The sequence below is a fragment of the Alteromonas mediterranea DE genome (assembly GCF_000020585.3).
Lineage (GTDB): Bacteria > Pseudomonadota > Gammaproteobacteria > Enterobacterales > Alteromonadaceae > Alteromonas > Alteromonas mediterranea.
The window spans coordinates 1,597,508-1,616,450 of the sequence record NC_011138.3 but is presented as its reverse complement, the minus strand read 5'-3'; the positions used below and the strand labels follow the sequence as shown (position 1 = coordinate 1,616,450).

At 45.4% G+C, this 18,943-nt stretch carries 13 protein-coding genes; 1 reads left to right on the top strand and 12 read right to left on the bottom strand.

Annotated features, from left to right (window positions below; genetic code table 11):
* Positions 1–47 precede the first annotated feature (47 nt).
* The 6 genes from MADE_RS07250 to dapB form a co-directional block, all read right to left on the bottom strand.
* Positions 48–440, bottom strand: coding sequence for a DUF3224 domain-containing protein (locus MADE_RS07250; protein WP_012517906.1), 393 nt, complete (start codon positions 438–440; stop codon positions 48–50).
* 85 nt (positions 441–525) lie between these two features.
* Complete coding sequence (locus tag MADE_RS07245; protein WP_012517905.1) at positions 526–1,065, bottom strand: NUDIX domain-containing protein; 540 nt, start codon at positions 1,063–1,065, stop codon at positions 526–528.
* Between the two features lie 261 nt (positions 1,066–1,326).
* On the bottom strand, positions 1,327–1,803 hold the full coding sequence (gene greA / locus MADE_RS07240; protein WP_015066798.1) for a transcription elongation factor GreA: 477 nt from the start codon (positions 1,801–1,803) through the stop codon (positions 1,327–1,329).
* 117 nt (positions 1,804–1,920) lie between these two features.
* Positions 1,921–5,142, bottom strand: a complete 3,222-nt coding sequence (carB, locus tag MADE_RS07235; RefSeq protein ID WP_012517903.1) for a carbamoyl-phosphate synthase large subunit — start codon at positions 5,140–5,142, stop codon at positions 1,921–1,923.
* A gap of 13 nt (positions 5,143–5,155) precedes the next feature.
* A complete protein-coding gene (gene carA / locus MADE_RS07230) occupies positions 5,156–6,286 on the bottom strand; it encodes a glutamine-hydrolyzing carbamoyl-phosphate synthase small subunit (RefSeq protein ID WP_012517902.1) in 1,131 nt (376 codons plus the stop codon).
* A 352-nt stretch (positions 6,287–6,638) separates the two neighbouring features.
* Positions 6,639–7,442, bottom strand: coding sequence for a 4-hydroxy-tetrahydrodipicolinate reductase (gene dapB, locus MADE_RS07225; protein ID WP_012517901.1), 804 nt, complete (start codon positions 7,440–7,442; stop codon positions 6,639–6,641).
* Between the two features lie 421 nt (positions 7,443–7,863).
* Between dapB and MADE_RS07220 the strand changes: the two genes are divergently transcribed.
* The gene (locus MADE_RS07220) at positions 7,864–8,547 is read left to right on the top strand and encodes a cytochrome b/b6 domain-containing protein (protein ID WP_012517900.1); all 684 of its coding nucleotides are present in this window, start codon (positions 7,864–7,866) and stop codon (positions 8,545–8,547) included.
* A gap of 248 nt (positions 8,548–8,795) precedes the next feature.
* On the opposite strand, the gene MADE_RS07215 is transcribed toward MADE_RS07220, so the two are convergent.
* The 6 genes from MADE_RS07215 to grpE all read right to left on the bottom strand — a co-directional run bounded on the left by MADE_RS07215 (position 8,796) and on the right by grpE (position 18,847).
* The gene (locus MADE_RS07215) at positions 8,796–10,700 is read right to left on the bottom strand and encodes a propionyl-CoA synthetase (RefSeq protein WP_012517899.1); all 1,905 of its coding nucleotides are present in this window, start codon (positions 10,698–10,700) and stop codon (positions 8,796–8,798) included.
* Positions 10,701–10,848: 148 nt separating this feature from the next.
* Positions 10,849–13,425: a bifunctional diguanylate cyclase/phosphodiesterase gene (locus tag MADE_RS07210; protein ID WP_012517898.1), complete on the bottom strand. Its 2,577-nt coding sequence runs from the start codon at positions 13,423–13,425 to the stop codon at positions 10,849–10,851.
* A gap of 447 nt (positions 13,426–13,872) precedes the next feature.
* Positions 13,873–14,355, bottom strand: coding sequence for a c-type cytochrome (locus tag MADE_RS07205; RefSeq protein ID WP_012517897.1), 483 nt, complete (start codon positions 14,353–14,355; stop codon positions 13,873–13,875).
* A gap of 458 nt (positions 14,356–14,813) precedes the next feature.
* Positions 14,814–15,947 carry a molecular chaperone DnaJ gene (gene dnaJ / locus MADE_RS07200; RefSeq protein WP_015066791.1) on the bottom strand — a complete coding sequence of 378 codons (1,134 nt, stop codon included), beginning with the start codon at positions 15,945–15,947 and terminating at the stop codon, positions 14,814–14,816.
* A gap of 230 nt (positions 15,948–16,177) precedes the next feature.
* Positions 16,178–18,106, bottom strand: coding sequence for a molecular chaperone DnaK (gene dnaK, locus MADE_RS07195; protein WP_012517895.1), 1,929 nt, complete (start codon positions 18,104–18,106; stop codon positions 16,178–16,180).
* 117 nt (positions 18,107–18,223) lie between these two features.
* Entirely contained in the window at positions 18,224–18,847 is a 624-nt protein-coding gene (gene grpE / locus MADE_RS07190) for a nucleotide exchange factor GrpE (protein ID WP_012517894.1), read from the bottom strand.
* Positions 18,848–18,943 lie beyond the last annotated feature (96 nt).

Below are 18,943 nucleotides of genomic sequence, written 5' to 3'. Positions count from 1 at the left end.
GCGTTAGATGCATTAATTAGGGAACAAAAACGGCCTGTTAAAAACACCTAACTATCGAGTACCTCAATCACATAGTTTGCCTTCCCTGACTCGCCAGATACAAAACTCCCACTAATTACTTTGCCCGCCAACTCTCCAGTTGCAGAGCCTTCTACAACGCTAAAATCGCTGCTAGCAACACCATTTTCAAATTTACCATGGTGCAAAAACGTTACCGCACCACGCATCCCGTTTACTGCGCCAATAAAGGTTTCAAATCCAGTGAATTTTGCTGCTAACTGGGATTGATAAGACATTAAAAGTTCAAGACTGGACTCGCCGCTCATATCACCAGAGTAGGTCTGCGCAATAGTAGCGTGAGACGTCTTAACTCCCTCAGGCTTTTCCGTAAGCGTATCTTCGTCCCACTTGGTAATGGCAAAACTTCCTTTGTATTCCATACAACTCTCCTAATTTTTAATGCATCCTAGCCCGAATAAAAGGTTAACACAGCATTCAAATTGTAACAGGCTATTTATCAGCGCCTTATATGAGCCCCTTTAGCGTTGCGAGCCCCACTGCGTTGCAGGTGCTTGCATCTTTAATTTCCCCGCTAAGAATTTTTTGTTTGAGTTCGCTTAATGCGAGAGGCACCACACGTAGGTCTTCCTCTTCTACGTCGAGTTTCTGTGCGCCCTGTGTTAGCCCCTTAGCTATATAGATATGATAGCCTTGGTTACAAAAGCCATAGGCTAAATATTGAAAGCCAACGTACTCCATTGAATCTGCGATTAACCCAGTCTCTTCCTCAAGTTCACCCTTTGCGAGTTCTATAGGATCAGCGTCCGGATTAGCCTCCCAAGCGCCTTGCGGGAGCTCAAGCTGACGTTGTTTAATCGTATAGCGGTACTGCTCCACCATATAAACGGTGTCACCTTCAATAGGTAGAATGATGGCAAAATCGGGTTTTTCTACCACCCCATATATACCTTCGTTTCCGCTGCTGCGACGAATTCTATCTTCTCTTAACCGTAGCCATTTGTTTTCGTACACTACTTTTGAGTCTAGCGTTTGTATGTCAGACACAATTACTCCTTATTATCGCAAGAACAATCACTGTATAACCTTATAGTACGCTATTGGTAATACTAACCAAAGCTTGCTTACTTTCTACCACTAACTCTCGTTTAAACGGGTTAAAAACAGTGGAATGATAGGAACTAATTGAGAAATAGGAATATGTAAAGAATGGTCAAAAATGCGGAATTAACAAACGCGAAAGATAGAGTGCTTATGAACGCGGGCGGAAGGAAAGCGCCAGCAGTATGCTACTGCTGGCTTGGCAACTTAAATATATTCAACTTCGATGATTTCAACTTCAACCGTGCCAGAAGGCGTTTGAATGGTTACTGTATCATCAAGCTCTTTACCAATAAGGCCGCGAGCAATAGGTGAATTTACTGAAATAAGATTGTTCTTAATATCAGCTTCATCGTCGCCTACGATGCGGTAGGTCGTTTCTTCATCGCTATCAACGTTTAAGATGGTTACGGTTGTACCGAAAATAACTTTCCCCGTATTTTCCATCTTAGTGACATCGATGATCTGGGCGTTTGAAAGTTTGCCTTCGATGTCCTGAATGCGGCCTTCGCAAAAGCTTTGCTGTTCACGTGCGGCGTGATACTCAGCATTTTCTTTCAAATCACCATGCTCACGTGCTTCGGCAATCGACTCGATTATACGTGGGCGTGTTTTTGTTTTAAGTTCGTTTAATTCGTCACGCAGCATTTGAGCGCCGCGCGCCGTCATTGGATACTGACTCATGAATACCGTCTCACTTAGCTTGTAATTTAAACAGAAAAGTGCGCCGCAAAGGCGCACTTTTTATTGATTCACACAAATGTAATATTGCTAGGATACCTCGTATCCTAGCGTATGTCATCAGTGTTTAAGCCTAGCGTGCAGTTCTTGAACTGAAGCCACTTTATTGCGGTCATCAGCAGACTTAGCGCGAATAGTTGCAAACGCTGCATTCATCGTGGTGGTATAGGTAACCTTGTTCACCAAGGCTTCACGACGTATGTAAACTGAATCGGTAATCGCTTGGCGACCTTCTGTTGTATTTATCAAATAAGCGTATTCACCGTTTTTGATAGCATCAACAATGTTAGGTCGGCCTTCAGATAGCTTATTCACCACCGTGCTCATTATACCTGCATCGTACAAGGTCGTTGCTGTACCGCGCGTGGCTTCAATACTGAACCCAGCCGCAACAAGGGCCTTAGCTAGCTCGATAATTTTCGGCTTGTCAGTTTCACGCACAGAGATAAGTGCTTTACCTTCTTTCGGCAGTGGCGCGCCTGCGCCAAGGTTCGCTTTAGCGTACGCTTCTTCAAACGTATCGCCAACACCCATAACTTCACCAGTTGAGCGCATTTCTGGGCCTAACAGTGGGTCAACACCTTGGAACTTAGCAAACGGAAGTACCACTTCTTTCACCGAGTAGAAAGGTGGGATCACTTCTTCAGTTACGCCCTGCTCTGCCAAGCTTACGCCCGCCATTGCACGTGCCGCAACTTTAGCAAGAGGAATGCCCGTGGCTTTTGATACGAAAGGTACCGTACGCGCTGCACGCGGGTTAACCTCGATTAGGTAAACTTCGCCGTCTTTTATCGCAAACTGGGTATTCATTAGCCCCACTACGCCAAGCTCTAGCGCCATGGCTTTTACCTGCTCGCGCATCACGTCCTGGATGTCTTTGGGGAGTGAATGCGGAGGCAGTGAACATGCAGAGTCACCAGAGTGAACACCCGCTTGTTCGATGTGTTCCATGATACCGCCAATCACAACCTCTTTACCGTCGCATATAGCATCGATATCCACTTCGATAGCGTCATCTAGGAAACGGTCTAGCAATACGGGCGCGTCGTTAGACACTTTAACCGCTTCGTTTAGATAACGCTTAAGGTCTTTAATGTCGTAAACGATTTCCATCGCACGTCCACCTAACACGTAGCTTGGACGAACAACCAGCGGGAAGCCAATCTCTTCAGCCATAGTTAGCGCTTGCTCGACGTTAGTTACTGTCGCATTCGCAGGCTGCTTAAGATTAAGCTTGTTCACCATTTGCTGGAAACGCTCACGGTCTTCAGCACGGTCAATCGCTTCAGGTGAGGTACCGATAACCGGTACGCCTGCTGCTTCTAGGGCACGAGCAAGTTTAAGAGGCGTTTGACCACCGTACTGTACGATAACGCCTTTTGGCTGCTCTTTAGCAACGATTTCAAGTACATCTTCCAGCGTTACTGGTTCGAAATACAAGCGATCTGACGTGTCGTAGTCAGTAGACACCGTTTCAGGGTTACAGTTAACCATAATGGTCTCGTAACCGTCTTCACGCATTGAAAGCGCCGCGTGAACGCAGCAATAATCGAATTCAATGCCTTGACCGATACGGTTAGGGCCACCGCCCAATACCATGATTTTCTCTTTATCGGTTGGCGCAGCTTCACACTCTTCGTCATAGGTCGAATACATATAAGCCGTGCTGGTAGAGAACTCTGCGGCACACGTATCTACGCGCTTGTACACTGGAGAAATGCCAAAACCGCGACGAGCTTCACGAATATCGCTTTCTGCCACTTTGGTCAGCTCAGCAAGACGTGCATCTGAGAAACCTTTGCGCTTTAGCGCGCGCATAAAGTCAGCATCAATACCCGGCAAACCAAGTTCTGCCACTTTCGCTTCAAGAAGAATAAGATCTTCTAGCTGCACTAAATACCAGCGGTCAATATTGGTAAGGTTGAACACTTCTTCAACGCTCATGCCCATACGGAATGCATCGCCAATGTACCAAATACGCTCTGCACCCGGCTGGCGAAGTTCGTAAACGACTTTATTGCGCGACTCAGGGTCTTCAAGGTCAACCATTGGGTTCAAACCTGACGCACCAACTTCAAGACCACGAAGGGCTTTTTGTAACGACTCTTGTTGGTTACGACCAATCGCCATCACCTCGCCCACTGACTTCATCTGTGTGGTGAGACGGTCGTTAGCACCGGCAAACTTTTCAAAGTTGAAGCGAGGGATCTTAGTGACAACGTAATCGATTGACGGTTCAAACGACGCCGGCGTTAAACCGCCAGTGATGTCGTTAGCTAGCTCATCTAGGGTGTAACCTACTGCTAACTTCGCAGCCACTTTCGCAATCGGGAAGCCCGTTGCTTTAGAGGCTAGCGCCGATGAACGCGATACACGCGGGTTCATTTCGATGATAACCATACGACCGGTTTTAGGGTCTACGCCAAACTGTACGTTTGAACCACCGGTTTCAACACCAATTTCACGTAGTACAGCCATCGCTGCATTACGCATAATCTGGAATTCTTTGTCGGTAAGGGTTTGCGCTGGGGCAACAGTGATAGAGTCGCCCGTATGAACCCCCATTGGATCGAAGTTTTCAATTGTACAAACAATAATGCAGTTATCTGCCTTATCGCGTACTACTTCCATCTCGTATTCTTTCCAGCCAAGTAACGACTCATCAATAAGAAGTTCGTTGGTGGGGGAAAGGTCGAGGCCGCGGGTACAAATTTCATTGAACTCATCAATGTTGTAGGCAATACCACCGCCGGTTCCGCCCATGGTGAATGAAGGACGAATGATACATGGGAAGCCGATGCGACTTAGCACATCGTGCGCTTCGTCCATGCTGTGGGCGATTTCCGCACGTGGACACTCAAGGCCAATGTTTTTCATCGCTTGGTCAAAGCGTTCACGGTTTTCCGCCTTATCGATAGCGTCAGCCGTTGCGCCAATAAGCTCACAGCCAAATTCTTCTAGTACACCGTGCTTATCAAGCTCTAGCGCACAGTTAAGGGCTGTTTGCCCACCCATAGTAGGAAGAATGGCGTCTGGACGTTCTTTTTCGATAATTTTGCGTACTACTTCCCAGTGAATAGGCTCGATGTAAGTCGCATCTGCCATTTCTGGGTCGGTCATGATGGTTGCTGGGTTAGAGTTAACCAAAATAACACGGTAGCCTTCTTCGCGAAGGGCTTTACACGCTTGCGCGCCTGAATAGTCGAATTCACAAGCCTGGCCGATTACAATAGGGCCAGCACCAATGATAAGAATACTTTTTATGTCGGTACGTTTTGGCATAGCGGGCTAATTCCTACTGCTTGTGTTGTTCAATAAGTTCAATGAAGTGGTCGAATAACGGTGCCGCTTCATGAGGACCTGGGCTCGCTTCAGGGTGACCCTGGAAACTAAACGCAGGCTTGTCGGTGCGGTGAATACCCTGCAACGACTTGTCGAACAACGAAATGTGAGTTACTTCTAGGTTATCTGGCAAGCTAGACTCATCAACCGCAAACCCGTGGTTTTGGCTAGTGATCATAACTACATTGCGCTTTAGGTCTTTAACCGGATGGTTTGCACCATGGTGACCAAACTTCATCTTCACTGTTTTAGCACCGCTTGCAATAGCAAGAAGTTGGTGGCCAAGACAGATACCAAACACAGGTACACCGGTTTCAACGATGGTTTTGATAGCCGTAATTGCATAGTCACATGGCTCAGGGTCGCCAGGACCGTTCGACAGGAATACACCATCTGGATTTAGGGCTAATACCTCTTCAGCAGGTGTTTGTGCTGGAACCAACGTTATTTTACAACCGCGGTCGGCTAACATGCGAAGAATATTGTTTTTTACGCCGTAGTCGTATGCCACAACGTGATATTTTGTTTCGCTTGGCGTTACATAACCTTTGCCAAGCTCCCAGCTACCTTCTGTCCATGTTTTCGGCTCAGTAATACTTACTACTTTCGCCAAATCCATGCCTTTAAGGCCAGGAAAATCTTTTGCTTGCGCCAGTGCACTAGACTCGTCTAATTCATCTGAGCAAATGATGCAGCCATTTTGTGCACCTTTGTCTCGTAAGATACGCGTTAAACGTCGGGTATCTATGTCAGCAATACCCACAACGCCTTTCGCTTTTAGGTATTCAGACAATGTTTGCTGTTGACGAAAGTTACTAGCAACAAGAGGTAGGTCACGGATGATTAGACCTTTCGACCAGATTTTATCTGCTTCGACGTCTTCTTCGTTAGTGCCGGTGTTGCCAATGTGTGGATAGGTAAGTGTGATGATTTGTTCAGCGTAGGATGGGTCGGTGAGAATTTCTTGATAGCCGGTCATGGAAGTATTAAAAACGACTTCCCCGACGGCGGAGCCTGTAGCGCCTATCGCCGTACCTTTAAAAACAGAACCATCCTCTAACACCAAAAGGGCAGAATTAGCCAAGTCAACCTCCAGATTAAGGATAACTATGTGTTTGTGCAGTTTTTTGCACAAACCCCACAAAAAACGGGAGTTATTGATAACAATACATCCCGTTTTACGATCTTTGCAGCTAATAAAACCGTACTCTTCAGCAGGTTTGGCAGCCTCAGAATACGAAATTCTGGCAAATTCCGGCGAGTATACATGACTCACTGAAAATGGCAAATTTATTTGTGATAATTTACTAAAATAACGCCTTTACCACCATTTTTGCCCAGAACCACTGAAAGTACAGCTTATAGCTCAATAAAAGTGCAACTTAAGGTTAAACACTTTCATAACGCCCCAAAAACGGATTAGCTTTTAAGGCAAATTAAAGCTTCAAATTGAGCACATCAACCATGGAGTATAGACCAGGTTGTTTTCCGTACAACCATTTAGCCGCATGAACTGCACCTTTAGCAAAAGTTAAGCGACTTGATGCTTTGTGCGTTATTTCCAAACGCTCCCCGATATCGGCAAAAAGCGCGGTGTGCTCACCAACAATATCTCCTGCTCTTACCGTTGCAAAACCAATAGTGCCTTGATCTCGCTCTGGCTCTTTACCTTCACGTCCATACACGGCACAGGTTTTCAAATCCCGGCCTAGTTCGTCAGCAATGGCTTCACCAATGGCCATCGCCGTGCCTGATGGTGCGTCTTGTTTAAACCTGTGGTGAGCTTCGGTAATTTCTATATCGGCTGTTTCGCCTAGCACACTTGCAGCTTGGCGTACTAAGGACAACATTAAGTTCACCCCTACACTGTAATTAGCGGCGAAAACAATAGGAATATGCTTGGCAGCTTCATCGAGTGCAGCTAACTGCTCATCGTTTAAACCCGTTGTGCCAATAACAACAGGCATAGTATTTTCAACACACCAAGATAGGTTACTCTCAATAACAGATGGTAAGGTGAAGTCGATCATTACGTCTGCATCGCTACCGCTTAAGCTAGAAAGTGCAGAACAATCAATCTCTTTTTTGCCTATGCCGGCGAGTTCACCTACGTTTAGGCCTACCCACGGTGAATCATCGCGCACGGTAGCAACACTCAACTCGGCATCGTCGCTTAAGTCAAGCGCTTCGATTAGTACACGACCCATGCGCCCATTGGCGCCAAACAAACCTACTTTCATTCTTCGTTTTACACTTTTATTAACCTTCAACTAGAACGCATTTTGCCAAATGCCCGCACTATTGCAATGCGTGTTTCATATTAAATAGGTATAACAAGGAACGGAGATAGCCTTAGACTTTTTGCATTGATGGGTTACACAACAAAGCGTCAGCTTAAAACATCGTAAATTAAGGTCGTTCATTGCTGTCTACAGCAATAGCGGACTTATAACACTTCGCTTGCTTAAAACAAGGCGAACCTCGCGCAAAGTACGCCTTGTAAACGATTGCGCTTTACCGCGCTCTATCAGTTGATATCACCGTTAGGATAGGTAGGCGTTTAAAGCCGATAGCTAAACTTGTTTTCTATCACAACTTAGGCGACGCTAATGCCCTACGCTTAAATAACACAATATCTATCGATACTTTATGCGAAATATCATGCAAAAAACTCTGATTTGGGACCTTCCTACACGGCTGTTTCACTGGCTTCTAGTAGTAAGCCTTTTAGCCCAATACGCCACCGCTGAATGGCTAGATAACGCCATTCAGTGGCACTTTTATATCGGGTACTTCACTTTATTTTTGGTCGTTTTTAGAATTATGTGGGGAGTTGCCGGTACGCAGTATGCGAAGTTTAGTAGCTTTGTGACTGGCCCAGGACGGGTCATAAACTATCTGAAGACCTTGTTTGACAGGGACTCCGCCCCGTCTGTGGGTCACAATCCTCTAGGAGGCTGGTTTGTAATTGTCATGCTGGTTTTGGTAGCAATACAAGCGATATCAGGCTTGTTTATGACCGACGATATCTTTCTTGATGGACCTTATCGGCAGTTGGCAGGTGATGAAACGCTGGAATTAATGAATACGCTACATCACTTGGCATTTGACCTACTACTTTATGTTATCGCACTTCATATTGGCGCCATCATGTTTTACAGCGTCTACAAAAGGCAAAAGCTCGTTCCTGCAATGATCCATGGGAACAAAGTGTCAAAAACCGTAGGGATTGCGCACTCTCGACTACTCCGCGCTATTATCGTCGCCGTAATTGCCGCACTTGCTGTATACCTTGCTATTGAAGTGTATCCGCCAGCGCCACAGGTAGATGAATATTACTACTAACAAGTGCAGGTAGAGCTAGCTTCGAGGTGCGTGGGCTGTATTGCGAAGCAACTATCACGAAGTAATTCGTGACGAAGCGATAGTCACGACGCGTTTGTCAAAAAGCAACGGTTCGTTATTCACGCTTCGTCTTAAAAAAGGGCTTAGGCGAACACCGTTGAGCATGCTCACATTTATCAATAAAAAGGGGCTAATGCCCCTTGATTAATACTTGAATGCTTGAGCACTGTCCCTTTTGAACAGAAGCGTTAAGCAATACTAGATTCATCAACCAGCCCTTTTTGTCGCATAAGTGTTTCAATTTCTTTTACGCTTGAAGGGTCGTCGATAGTAGAAGGGACTGTAACGGTTTCATTGGCTGCAATTTGTCGAAGTAGTTTTCTTAAAATTTTCCCTGATCGCGTTTTAGGTAACCGGTTCACAACAATTGCCCGCTTAAAACAGGCCACAGGCCCGATAGTATCTCGCACTCGTTGAATTAATTCCTTCTCTAGTGCTTCTTCGTCAATGGCAACACCATCTTTAAGTAGTAACATGCCTATTGGTAATTGCCCCTTAAGCGCATCGTGTACGCCTATAACACTGCATTCGGCTACGGCTGGATGTGCGGCTAATACTTCTTCCATTTCGCCTGTCGATAAACGGTGCCCGGCTACGTTTATGACGTCGTCAGTTCGCCCCATAATAAATACATAACCATCGTCATCGACATAACCGTTGTCGCCAGTGCTGTAGTAGCCTTCAAATTCTCGCAGGTAACCATCGATGAACCGTTGATGATCCTGCCATATGGTAGTCAAACAGCCCGGGGGTAAAGGTAGCTGTATTGCTATAGCGCCTTTTTCTCCTTTAATCTGCTCAACATCGCCCCCTTTAAGCACCTTAACGTTAAAACCTGGTGTTGGTACGCTAGAGGAGCCAGGCTTTGTTTCCATGGGCTCTAAACCCATAGGGTTGGAACATATAGGCCAGCCGGTTTCTGTTTGCCACCAGTGATCGATAACAGGCACGCCGACCTTTTCGCTAGCCCAGTAATACGTGGGTGGGTCGAGGCGCTCGCCAGCCATAAATAATGTTCGTAAGCTAGAGATGTCATACTTAGATAAATAGTCGGCGTCTGGATCGGCTTTTCTAATCGCACGAAACGCCGTGGGCGCAGCAAACAGCACATTAATTTTATGGGTTTCTATCATTCGCCAAAATGCACCAGCGTCTGGTGTACCTACCGGTTTTCCTTCATACAGTACGGTTGTTGCCCCTTTAATGAGCGGCGCATACACAATGTACGAATGCCCTACAACCCAACCTACATCAGACGCGGCCCAAAACACATCATCCTGACTGATGCCATAAATTGCCCCCATGGAGTAATGAAGCGCAACAGCATGGCCGCCGTTATCTCGAACAACCCCTTTAGGTTTACCCGTTGTTCCTGAGGTATAGAGTACATAAAGCGGATCGGTGGCATCGACAGCGACCGGTTCGGCGGGCTGACTTGCAGCAACCAATTCTTGCCAGTCGTAGTCGGTACCTTCGTTTAGGGAGGCAAGCAACTGGGGGCGCTGGAAAAGCACACAGGCGCTTGGTTTGTGACTTGCAAGTGTTACCGCTTCATCCACCAGCGGCTTATAAGCCAGCACTTTGCTGCCTTCAATACCGCATGAGGCTGTCACAATAACCTTTGGCTTTGCATCATCTATTCGCACAGCAAGTTCATTAGAGGCAAAGCCCCCAAATACCACAGAGTGTATGGCGCCAAGTCGTGCACACGCTAGCATGGCAACAACTGCCTGGGGGATCATAGGCATATAAATAATAACGCGGTCGCCTTTAGCTACTCCTAAACTTGATAAAGCGCCGGCGAAGTGTGCTACTTGCGTAAGCAGTTCGCTAAACGTGAAGTGTTGTGTAGTTTGCGTAACCGGCGAGTCGTAAATCAACGCTGTTTTTTCTCCCCGCCCGTTTTTTACATGATGATCTAAAGCTAGGTAACAGGTATTGAGTTGCCCTCCCCTAAACCATTCATAATAACCATTATCCGTTTTTTGACAGCCTTTCTCAGGCATCTGGAACCACGCAATATTACGCGCTTGGTCTAACCAAAACTCGTCGGGATGTTGGGTCGAGGCAATGTATTCGTTTTTATAAGTCATAACCATGTCCTGAGTAGGGTTTACCAATAACCTACTTCAGTTCACTACGGAGTGCTTATAAGACTTCAGGCGTAGACGCCATAACAACCTGATTTACAAATATTTAAACTTATATTTTCATTTGCATTTGGTTACTAGGTGCGGTGAACTACACCTTCTGCCCTACCACTTTTTTAAACCAGTCTTCCACATTCATCGGCTTATCGAGGTAATAGCCTTGAAATGCGCTACAACCGCAGGCTTTTGCTTGATCGAGTTGCTGGGTGGTTTCTATTCCTTCCGCAACCGTACCTAAATGAAGCGCTTTGGCCATATTACATATACTGGTAACTAATAACGTTTTTTGTTGCGATGCTTCCATTGCTTCTATAAATACTCTGTCGACCTTCAACTCTTTTATAGGCAAGTCTTGCAAGTAATTTAGGTTTGAATCCCCTATGCCGAAGTCATCAATAGACAAACTGAACCCTTGCTCAGCAAGCTCCCTCACGCGATATTGAATAATGCTCACACCTCGTATCAGCGCGCCCTCTGTCAACTCTAACGTTAATTTTGAGTGAGAGATCTGCCACCTGTTTACTATGCCAACAAACTTGCTCACAAAGTCAGCTCTCGCTAAATGCTTGGCACTAATATTTACAGAAAGTTTTGTATCGATATGCTGAGACTGGCAATCGCTAAGTAATCTGCACGCTTCATTGCAAACCCATAACCCAAACTCTGCGATAAATTCGTTTTCTTCGGCAATGGGAATAAATTCGGAGGGCTTTACCATTCCTAAGTGTGGATGTTGCCACCTTAATAATACTTCGGAGCTTATAACACTACCTTGCCCATCGTATTGAGGTTGTAGTTGCACAAATAACTCGTTATTTGAAATCGCTCTGCTTAGCGAGTGTTTAATATAGTTGTAACGCTCAATATCGCTTGCATTGATATGAAAATAGTCGTGCGTTAGCGAAGCGCTGTTTGAATCGTTTATTTCGCGTAGGGGCTTGCGTGACAACAGCTCGCGTATTTTTTTAAAAGAAAAATACTTAATAGGCACGGTACAGCTAATCGTCTGTGTTTCTATCGTTAAAAGGCTATTATGAAGCGTTATAGGTGCCAACACCTGTTCTTGTATAAGCTGAGCATAGGCTTTGGCAGCATTGATAGATTGGCCTTCTTCATTAAAGTCTTGATGCAAGTGAAGAAAGAAGTTAGCGCTATCGCATTTAAACACACTGGCATTACCTGAGTTATTTGTCTCAAATGTGCGGACAAAGCGGCTAGCTAAAATGCGTAAAAGGTAGTCGATGGTAGGTTCGCCATACGCATCCTCATATTCTTTAATATTACGTACGCTTACCCGCATAAAGACCGAGAATGGTTTAGCCGATTTATCTTCATGCGCTTTTTCGGCAAGATAGTGTTCGAACTTGTTTAAATTAGGAAGGCCTGTTACTGCGTCGGTTAACGCTAGCTGTTTAAAATGCTCAATTTCATAACGTTGCGTGGTAACATCCCGAATTGTAGCAACCACTAACTTCTGCTCGTGAACAATACACGTCGTAAAACTAACCTCGCAGGAAATACGCTTGCCATTTTTGTGCCGCAAGCACTCTCTTACAGCGCCGCCGTCCGCGCATATTTTCAATCCCGCATCTAAATTCAAAAAGTAAGAAGGTATATCGCTATTTTGTACCTTAGTGGCAATTAGCTTAACGTCTTGCCCTATCAAATCGTCTGGCTCGAAACCCAAAACTTTAGTTACACATTCGTTAGCTGACAATATGGTGCCATTCTCGTCGATGCTTAAAACAATACTATCGACGCTATTGAGCAAACTAACGACATAGTCGGTATAATCGTGTTGAGAATCTGATAAACGCTGAACGTCCGTTTCATCCTGTATTACGCCAAAAAGCCGTGTCAGCCTTAATGCTCCAGACTCCATTCGCTGAATTTGCAGAAAAACCGTCAATTTGACATTTTTAGTGCGCCCTTGCTTGTCCTTAATATCGATATGCCTTACGAACTGCCGCTCGCCTTTCATCGCTTTAAATACTTTATACTTTAACGCGGCTCTTTCGCTCGGCACCATAGTGTCGAGAATCTCGTTAAGATTCACACTTTTCACGCGCCTTATTCCCAGTAGGTTTCGCGTTACTTCCGTTGCGGCAAAAACTCCCGTGGCTCGGTCTAATTCCCACGCGCCTACTTTAGAAATAGCGCTGACTTCTTCTAACAGTGATAACTGTTCTGAAAGTTTGTCTGAATACGGATGCCGAATGAGGTCATACTGATAGCAGACTTCAATTTTCTGCCTCATGATATCGATATAGTCATGCTGCTGAGCGGTTAATACGCTATTTGAAACAAATATAAGTACAACGCCCATCACTTCATTTTGCATGTCTCTGATCATTGCAACAACAATATGATTATCAGCAAACTGCGTAAATGATTGAGGCAGTACAAATTCACTAGCGGGAATAGGTGCGCTTAAAGGTGTGAGAGGAAGCATGAGTAAAACGTGAGAGGGAAAAACAATACTTTCGGCATCTACAAGAGTATGGTTTTTATCAGTTGCAACCACCGTAGCTCGGCCGCTATTTGGGTTTATTGAGGCAAGCGCTATACTCAGAGCTTCGGTTTTTGCCCTATTTTCATTAAGTAAATCAGCAATACTTCTCTGAGTTGCACGCACGGTTGAAAGCATGCGTTCACTGCGTAAATCCATCTAAGCGAACCTTTTGATAATCCATCAATTACAGCAAAAGCAAAAGTCACAACACATTTAATCAAACAAAGAATGTGCCATATTCCTTAGAGTACTTTGAACCTTGCTACTTTATTTTACGGCATGTTATTTTAAGACGCGTTTCATTTAACTGTCGACGTGTGAGCTACGATCATCACAGGCTTAATAGTTAAATTGACCGTTCAAACCGGGGGAGAGATTGCCGCTTCAATTCAAACAATATAGACAACTACCGTACAAATTTCCAGCAGCTTTTTATTCACTTTGTCCTTCAATCTGGAATTTGAAATAAAGGTAGCTATTGAGTTAGCGGGTATTGAAACAGAGCGCGTTTTCTCATAAGCCACTATCACCGGATAAATTGAAACACAATGGCAAAGCAGTTAAAGAGAAAACGAGCTCATTTAGGGACTTATACAAAGAGTATTAGTCTTTCTTAAAATCATCGTGACAAGATTTACAGCTAGCGCCTATTTTGCCAATAGCGCCACGATACGCACTTTCATCACCCGCTTTAACCGCGGCTTGTAGGCCTTGAGCAGCGGTTTTAAGCGCCATTACCTTTTTCTCTACCTCTGAGAAATTTTCCCAAAGTTCATCCTTTGCCCCTGTTTCAACATCAAACTTACGCGTATCTACAGATAAATAGTCGCCCATCATCTCGGCGAGTTGCTCAAGGCGCACGGCATTCGTTTGCATAACGCTTTCATCATAAGGTAATGCGCCTTTTGCCATGCCACCGAGCGGGCCCATATTACTGCGCACTAGCTGAAATACCGCTTGGCGATACTGTGTTGCTGCTTTTGCGTGTTTTTCTGAAGATGCTTCTGTTACATCAGCTGCAACTGAAGTTGACATTACGGCACCTGCGGTTGCCGCGACGATCATTGCTTTATTTAAAATTTTCATGCCTGTTCCCTTTATTTGCGTTGAGGACATCTGCAATTGCGGTAAAGCAGATGTCTAATATTTTGCTTATAAGTCTATCGTGACGAATAGTTAGTGTCAGCGCAATAAAAATAACGGTGAAACCGCCCTTTCAAGGGATTAGTGCCCAATTATCGCACACGAAAACCCTCCGCTATTTTACTGCAAAGGAACATTTTGGACAGTCACTCATCTTACTCAAAGTACAGCTTCGGACAGTCACTTACCTTCTCAAAGTGCAGCTTCGGACAGTCCCTTACCTTACACAAAGTATAGCTTTGGACAGTCACTTATATTACCTAAGGTACAGGTTCGGACAGTCACTTGCTTTATCTCGACATCGCGATGTGATTTAACACTGGCATTTACCATTGATAAACCCCTAGATACGAAAAAGCCCTCAATAAGAGGGCTTTCGCATTGGTCTCTATTTTAACTAATTAGTTAGTTAAATCGTCAAAGAACTTTTTCACGCCATCGAAGAAACCTTGCGCTTTCGGGCTGTGCTTGCTTGAAGCCTTGCCCATAGACTCTTCTAGCTCTTGCAGTAGCTCTTTTTGACGTGATGATAGGTTAACTGGTGTTTCCACCACAACTTTACACATCAAGTCGCCCATAGCGCCGCTTCGAACCGACTTAACGCCTTTACCGCGTAGACGGAACATGCGGCCAGTTTGCGTTTCAGCGCTAATTTTCAGCTTAACTTTACCGTCCAAAGTAGGAACTTCAAGTTCGCCACCAAGGGCTGCTGTAGTAAAGCTTAGCGGTACTTCGCAATACAGGTTGTTACCGTCGCGTTGGAAGATGTCGTGTTCGCGAACGTGTACTTGCACGTATAAGTCACCTGCTGGCGCACCGTTCTCGCCCGCTTCACCTTCACCAGATAAACGGATGCGATCGCCTGTGTCCACGCCAGCTGGGATCTTAACATTAAGCGTTTTAGTTTTTTCTTTACGGCCATGCCCATGACAGCTGTTACATGGGTCTTCAATGATCTTGCCCTTACCCGAACAGGTTGGACAGGTTTGCTGTACCGCAAAGAAGCCTTGGCGCATTTGAACCTGGCCGTTGCCGTGGCAGGTTGGACAGGTTTTAGGTGAAGAACCTTTTTTCGCACCTGATCCATCGCACACATCACATTCAACCAGCGTAGGTACGCGAATATCAACGCTCTTACCGCGAACCGCTTCTTCTAGACTAAGCTCTAGGTTGTAACGTAGGTCTGAACCTTGACGAGCACGCGATTGGCGTCCACCGCGACCACCGCCGCCAAAGATATCACCAAAAACATCGCCAAAGATATCGCCGAAGTCGGCACCACCACCGAAGCCGCCGCCACCGCGGTTTGGATCTACACCTGCGTGGCCGTATTGGTCGTATGCTGCACGCTTCTGCGAATCTGACAGAATTTCGTAGGCTTCCTGGATTTCTTTAAACTTATCTTCCAGGCCTTTATCGCCTTGCGTACGGTCAGGGTGATACTTCATCGCAAGCTTTTTATACGCTTTTTTAATTTCACGTTCGCCCGCGCTTTTATCTACCCCGAGTACTTCGTAGTAGTCTCGTTTCGACATATCGTTTACATATCCTACTTTTTTGTCGACAAGCATGTAATGCTTATCGAATCTACATCTGACTGTTGTGAAAATAACCTGATTAGGTTTTCAATAACGCCCAAGGTGGTTTACAAACAAGCTATTTAAACCAAGTTATTTACACAACAAAGGCGCAACAAGAAATTCCTGCTGCGCCTGAACTGCTTAAACGGCCCGCTACTTTGAATTAACGGGCCTGACACAACAGTTTACTTCTTGTCGTCGTCTTTAACTTCTTCAAATTCTGCGTCAACAACGTCATCGTTTGCTTGACCAGAAGAAGCTTGCTGCTCAGCGCCTTCTGCGCCACCAGCTGCTGCTTGTTGAGCTTGCGCCGCTTCCATCAACTTGCTAGACGCTTGAATAAGTTCTTGCGTTTTCGCTTCAATTTCTGCTTTGTCTTCGCCTTTAACTGCAGTTTCAAGTGCTGAAAGTGCTTCTTCGATTGGCGCTTTGTCCTCTGCACTTAGTGCATCGCCAACTTCTTCAAGCTGTTTACGTGTGGCGTGAACCATACCATCAGCTTGGTTACGCGCTTGAATCAGTTCTTCAAACTTCTTATCAGCTTCTTTGTTCGCTTCCGCGTCAGCTACCATTTTTTCTACTTCTTCATCGCTTAGGCCTGAAGAAGCTTTGATAGTGATCTTCTGCTCTTTACCTGTGTCTTTATCTTTCGCAGACACGTGTAGGATACCGTCAGCATCTAGGTCGAAGGTTACTTCGATTTGCGGTACACCGCGCGCTGCTGGACGAATACCTTCAAGGTTAAACTGACCAAGAGACTTGTTGCCGCTTGACTGCTTACGCTCACCCTGTAGTACGTGTACGGTAACCGCAGACTGGTTGTCTTCCGCTGTTGAGAAGGTTTGTGACTTCTTCGTTGGAATAGTCGTGTTCTTCTCGATAAGCGCAGTCATTACGCCGCCCATAGTCTCGATACCTAGAGACAGAGGCGTAACGTCTAGCAGTAGTACGTCTTTAACGTCACCAGAAAGTACACCACCTTGAATTGCCGCACCTACCGCTACTGCTTCATCAGGGTTAACGTCTTTACGTGGCTCTTTGCCGAAGAATTCAGTTACATACTTCTGTACCAGCGGCATACGTGTTTGACCACCAACAAGGATGATGTCATTGATATCGCCTACAGATAGGTCTGAATCAGCTAGTGCTTGCTTAAGTGGGTTAAGCGAGTTTTTCACAAGGTCTTCAACCAAAGACTCAAGTTTTGCACGAGTTAGCTTTATGGCTAAGTGCTTAGGACCTGTTGCATCAGCTGTGATGTAAGGCAGGTTAACTTCTGTCTGTTGTGATGAAGAAAGTTCGATTTTCGCTTTTTCACCCGCTTCTTTAAGACGCTGCATAGCTAGCGGATCTTTACGAAGGTCGATACCTTGATCTTTCTTGAATTCTTCAACTAGGTAGTTGATAACACGGTTATCGAAATCTTCACCACCAAGGTGTGTGTCACCGTTAGTCGCTAGTACTTCAAACGTGTGCTCGCCGTCTACTTCATCGATTTCGATGATAGAGATATCAAAAGTACCACCACCTAAGTCGTATACTGCAACAACGTTATCGCCTTGCTTCTTGTCCATACCGTAGGCAAGAGCAGCAGCAGTTGGTTCGTTGATGATACGCTTAACTTCAAGACCTGCGATACGACCTGCATCTTTGGTTGCTTGACGCTGAGAATCGTTAAAGTAAGCAGGAACAGTAATTACTGCACCCGTTACTTCTTCGCCAAGATAGTCTTCAGCGGTCTTCTTCATTTTCTTAAGTACTTCAGCAGAAACCTGAGGAGGCGCCATTTTTTCGCCTTTAGCTTCTACCCATGCGTCACCGTTATCAGCACCTACAATTTTGAAAGGCATGATGTCGATATCGCGCTGTACTTCTTTATCTTGGAAGCGACGACCAATTAGACGCTTAATTGCGAATAATGTGTTTTCAGGGTTTGTTACCGCCTGACGCTTTGCAGATTGACCTACAAGTGTTTCACCATCGTTTGTATAAGCGATGATTGAAGGGGTTGTACGATCGCCTTCCGCGTTCTCAATTACGCGAGGTTTGTCGCCGTCTAGAACTGCGACACATGAATTCGTTGTACCTAAGTCGATACCTATGATTCTACCCATTTCGTGTCTCCGAATAAGTTTCTTAATACTGTACTTTTAGTGGGGTTATTCCCCGGCTTTTCAATAGATGCCAGTAAAAAAACTGACATTTTCGTGTGTTTGTCGCAAAAAAGCGTATTAAGCTTGCGTATCCACACCGTCGCTTGGCGCACGCGATACCATAACCATGGCAGGGCGTAACAAGCGGCCGTTAATTTGATAACCTTTCTGCATAACCGCCATCACTGTATTTGGCTCGTGGTCTGCACTTTCTTGCATCGACATTGCCTGATGCAAATCAGGGTTAAAGGTTTCGCCCTGCGGATCAATAAGGCTTAATCCGAATTTCTCAATAGTGCCTAAGAAAGTTTTGTGGGTCATTTCCACACCTTCTAAAAGCGGTTTAACGGCCTCATTGTCGCCATCAGTCATTTCGATAGCGCGCTCTAGGTTATCGATAACCGGAAGCAATTCGCCCGCAAAACGTTCAAGAGCAAATTTGCGTGCCTTTTCTACTTCACCTTCAGCACGACGACGTGCGTTGTCAGCGTCTGCACGCGCACGAAGCACGCCATCTTGCTGTTCTTTGATGGTTGCTTGCGCCTCAGAAAGTGCGGTTTCTAGTTCATAAATGCGCTGTGCATTTTCATCTAGTTCTACGCCTTCTGCTTCTGACGTTTCAACCTGCGCCTCTTCTGCGCCTAGTACAGTTTCATCAACTGCATTTTCTTGTTCTGCCTGCACGTCGCGATTATCGCTCATGCCTACCTCCACACGTTTTTCTTAATTAGGCGATGCCCAATAACACTCAAATTACTGGGAATAACTTCGTTGCGCTTAGTTATGGGGCTAGTTTTA

Excerpts from the sequence above, each read along its gene's own strand:
- dnaK (WP_012517895.1), bottom strand. The coding sequence starts at position 18,106 with ATGGGTAGAATCATAGGTATCGACTTAGGTACAACGAATTCATGTGTC.
- MADE_RS07210 (WP_012517898.1), bottom strand. The coding sequence starts at position 13,425 with ATGGATTTACGCAGTGAACGCATGCTTTCAACCGTGCGTGCAACTCAG.
- dapB (WP_012517901.1), bottom strand. The coding sequence starts at position 7,442 with ATGAAAGTAGGTTTGTTTGGCGCCAATGGGCGCATGGGTCGTGTACTA.
- MADE_RS07250 (WP_012517906.1), bottom strand. The coding sequence starts at position 440 with ATGGAATACAAAGGAAGTTTTGCCATTACCAAGTGGGACGAAGATACG.
- MADE_RS07220 (WP_012517900.1), top strand. The coding sequence starts at position 7,864 with ATGCAAAAAACTCTGATTTGGGACCTTCCTACACGGCTGTTTCACTGG.
- greA (WP_015066798.1), bottom strand. The coding sequence starts at position 1,803 with ATGAGTCAGTATCCAATGACGGCGCGCGGCGCTCAAATGCTGCGTGAC.
- MADE_RS07215 (WP_012517899.1), bottom strand. The coding sequence starts at position 10,700 with ATGACTTATAAAAACGAATACATTGCCTCGACCCAACATCCCGACGAG.
- grpE (WP_012517894.1), bottom strand. The coding sequence starts at position 18,847 with ATGAGCGATAATCGCGACGTGCAGGCAGAACAAGAAAATGCAGTTGAT.
- dnaJ (WP_015066791.1), bottom strand. The coding sequence starts at position 15,947 with ATGTCGAAACGAGACTACTACGAAGTACTCGGGGTAGATAAAAGCGCG.
- MADE_RS07205 (WP_012517897.1), bottom strand. The coding sequence starts at position 14,355 with ATGAAAATTTTAAATAAAGCAATGATCGTCGCGGCAACCGCAGGTGCC.
- carB (WP_012517903.1), bottom strand. The coding sequence starts at position 5,142 with ATGCCAAAACGTACCGACATAAAAAGTATTCTTATCATTGGTGCTGGC.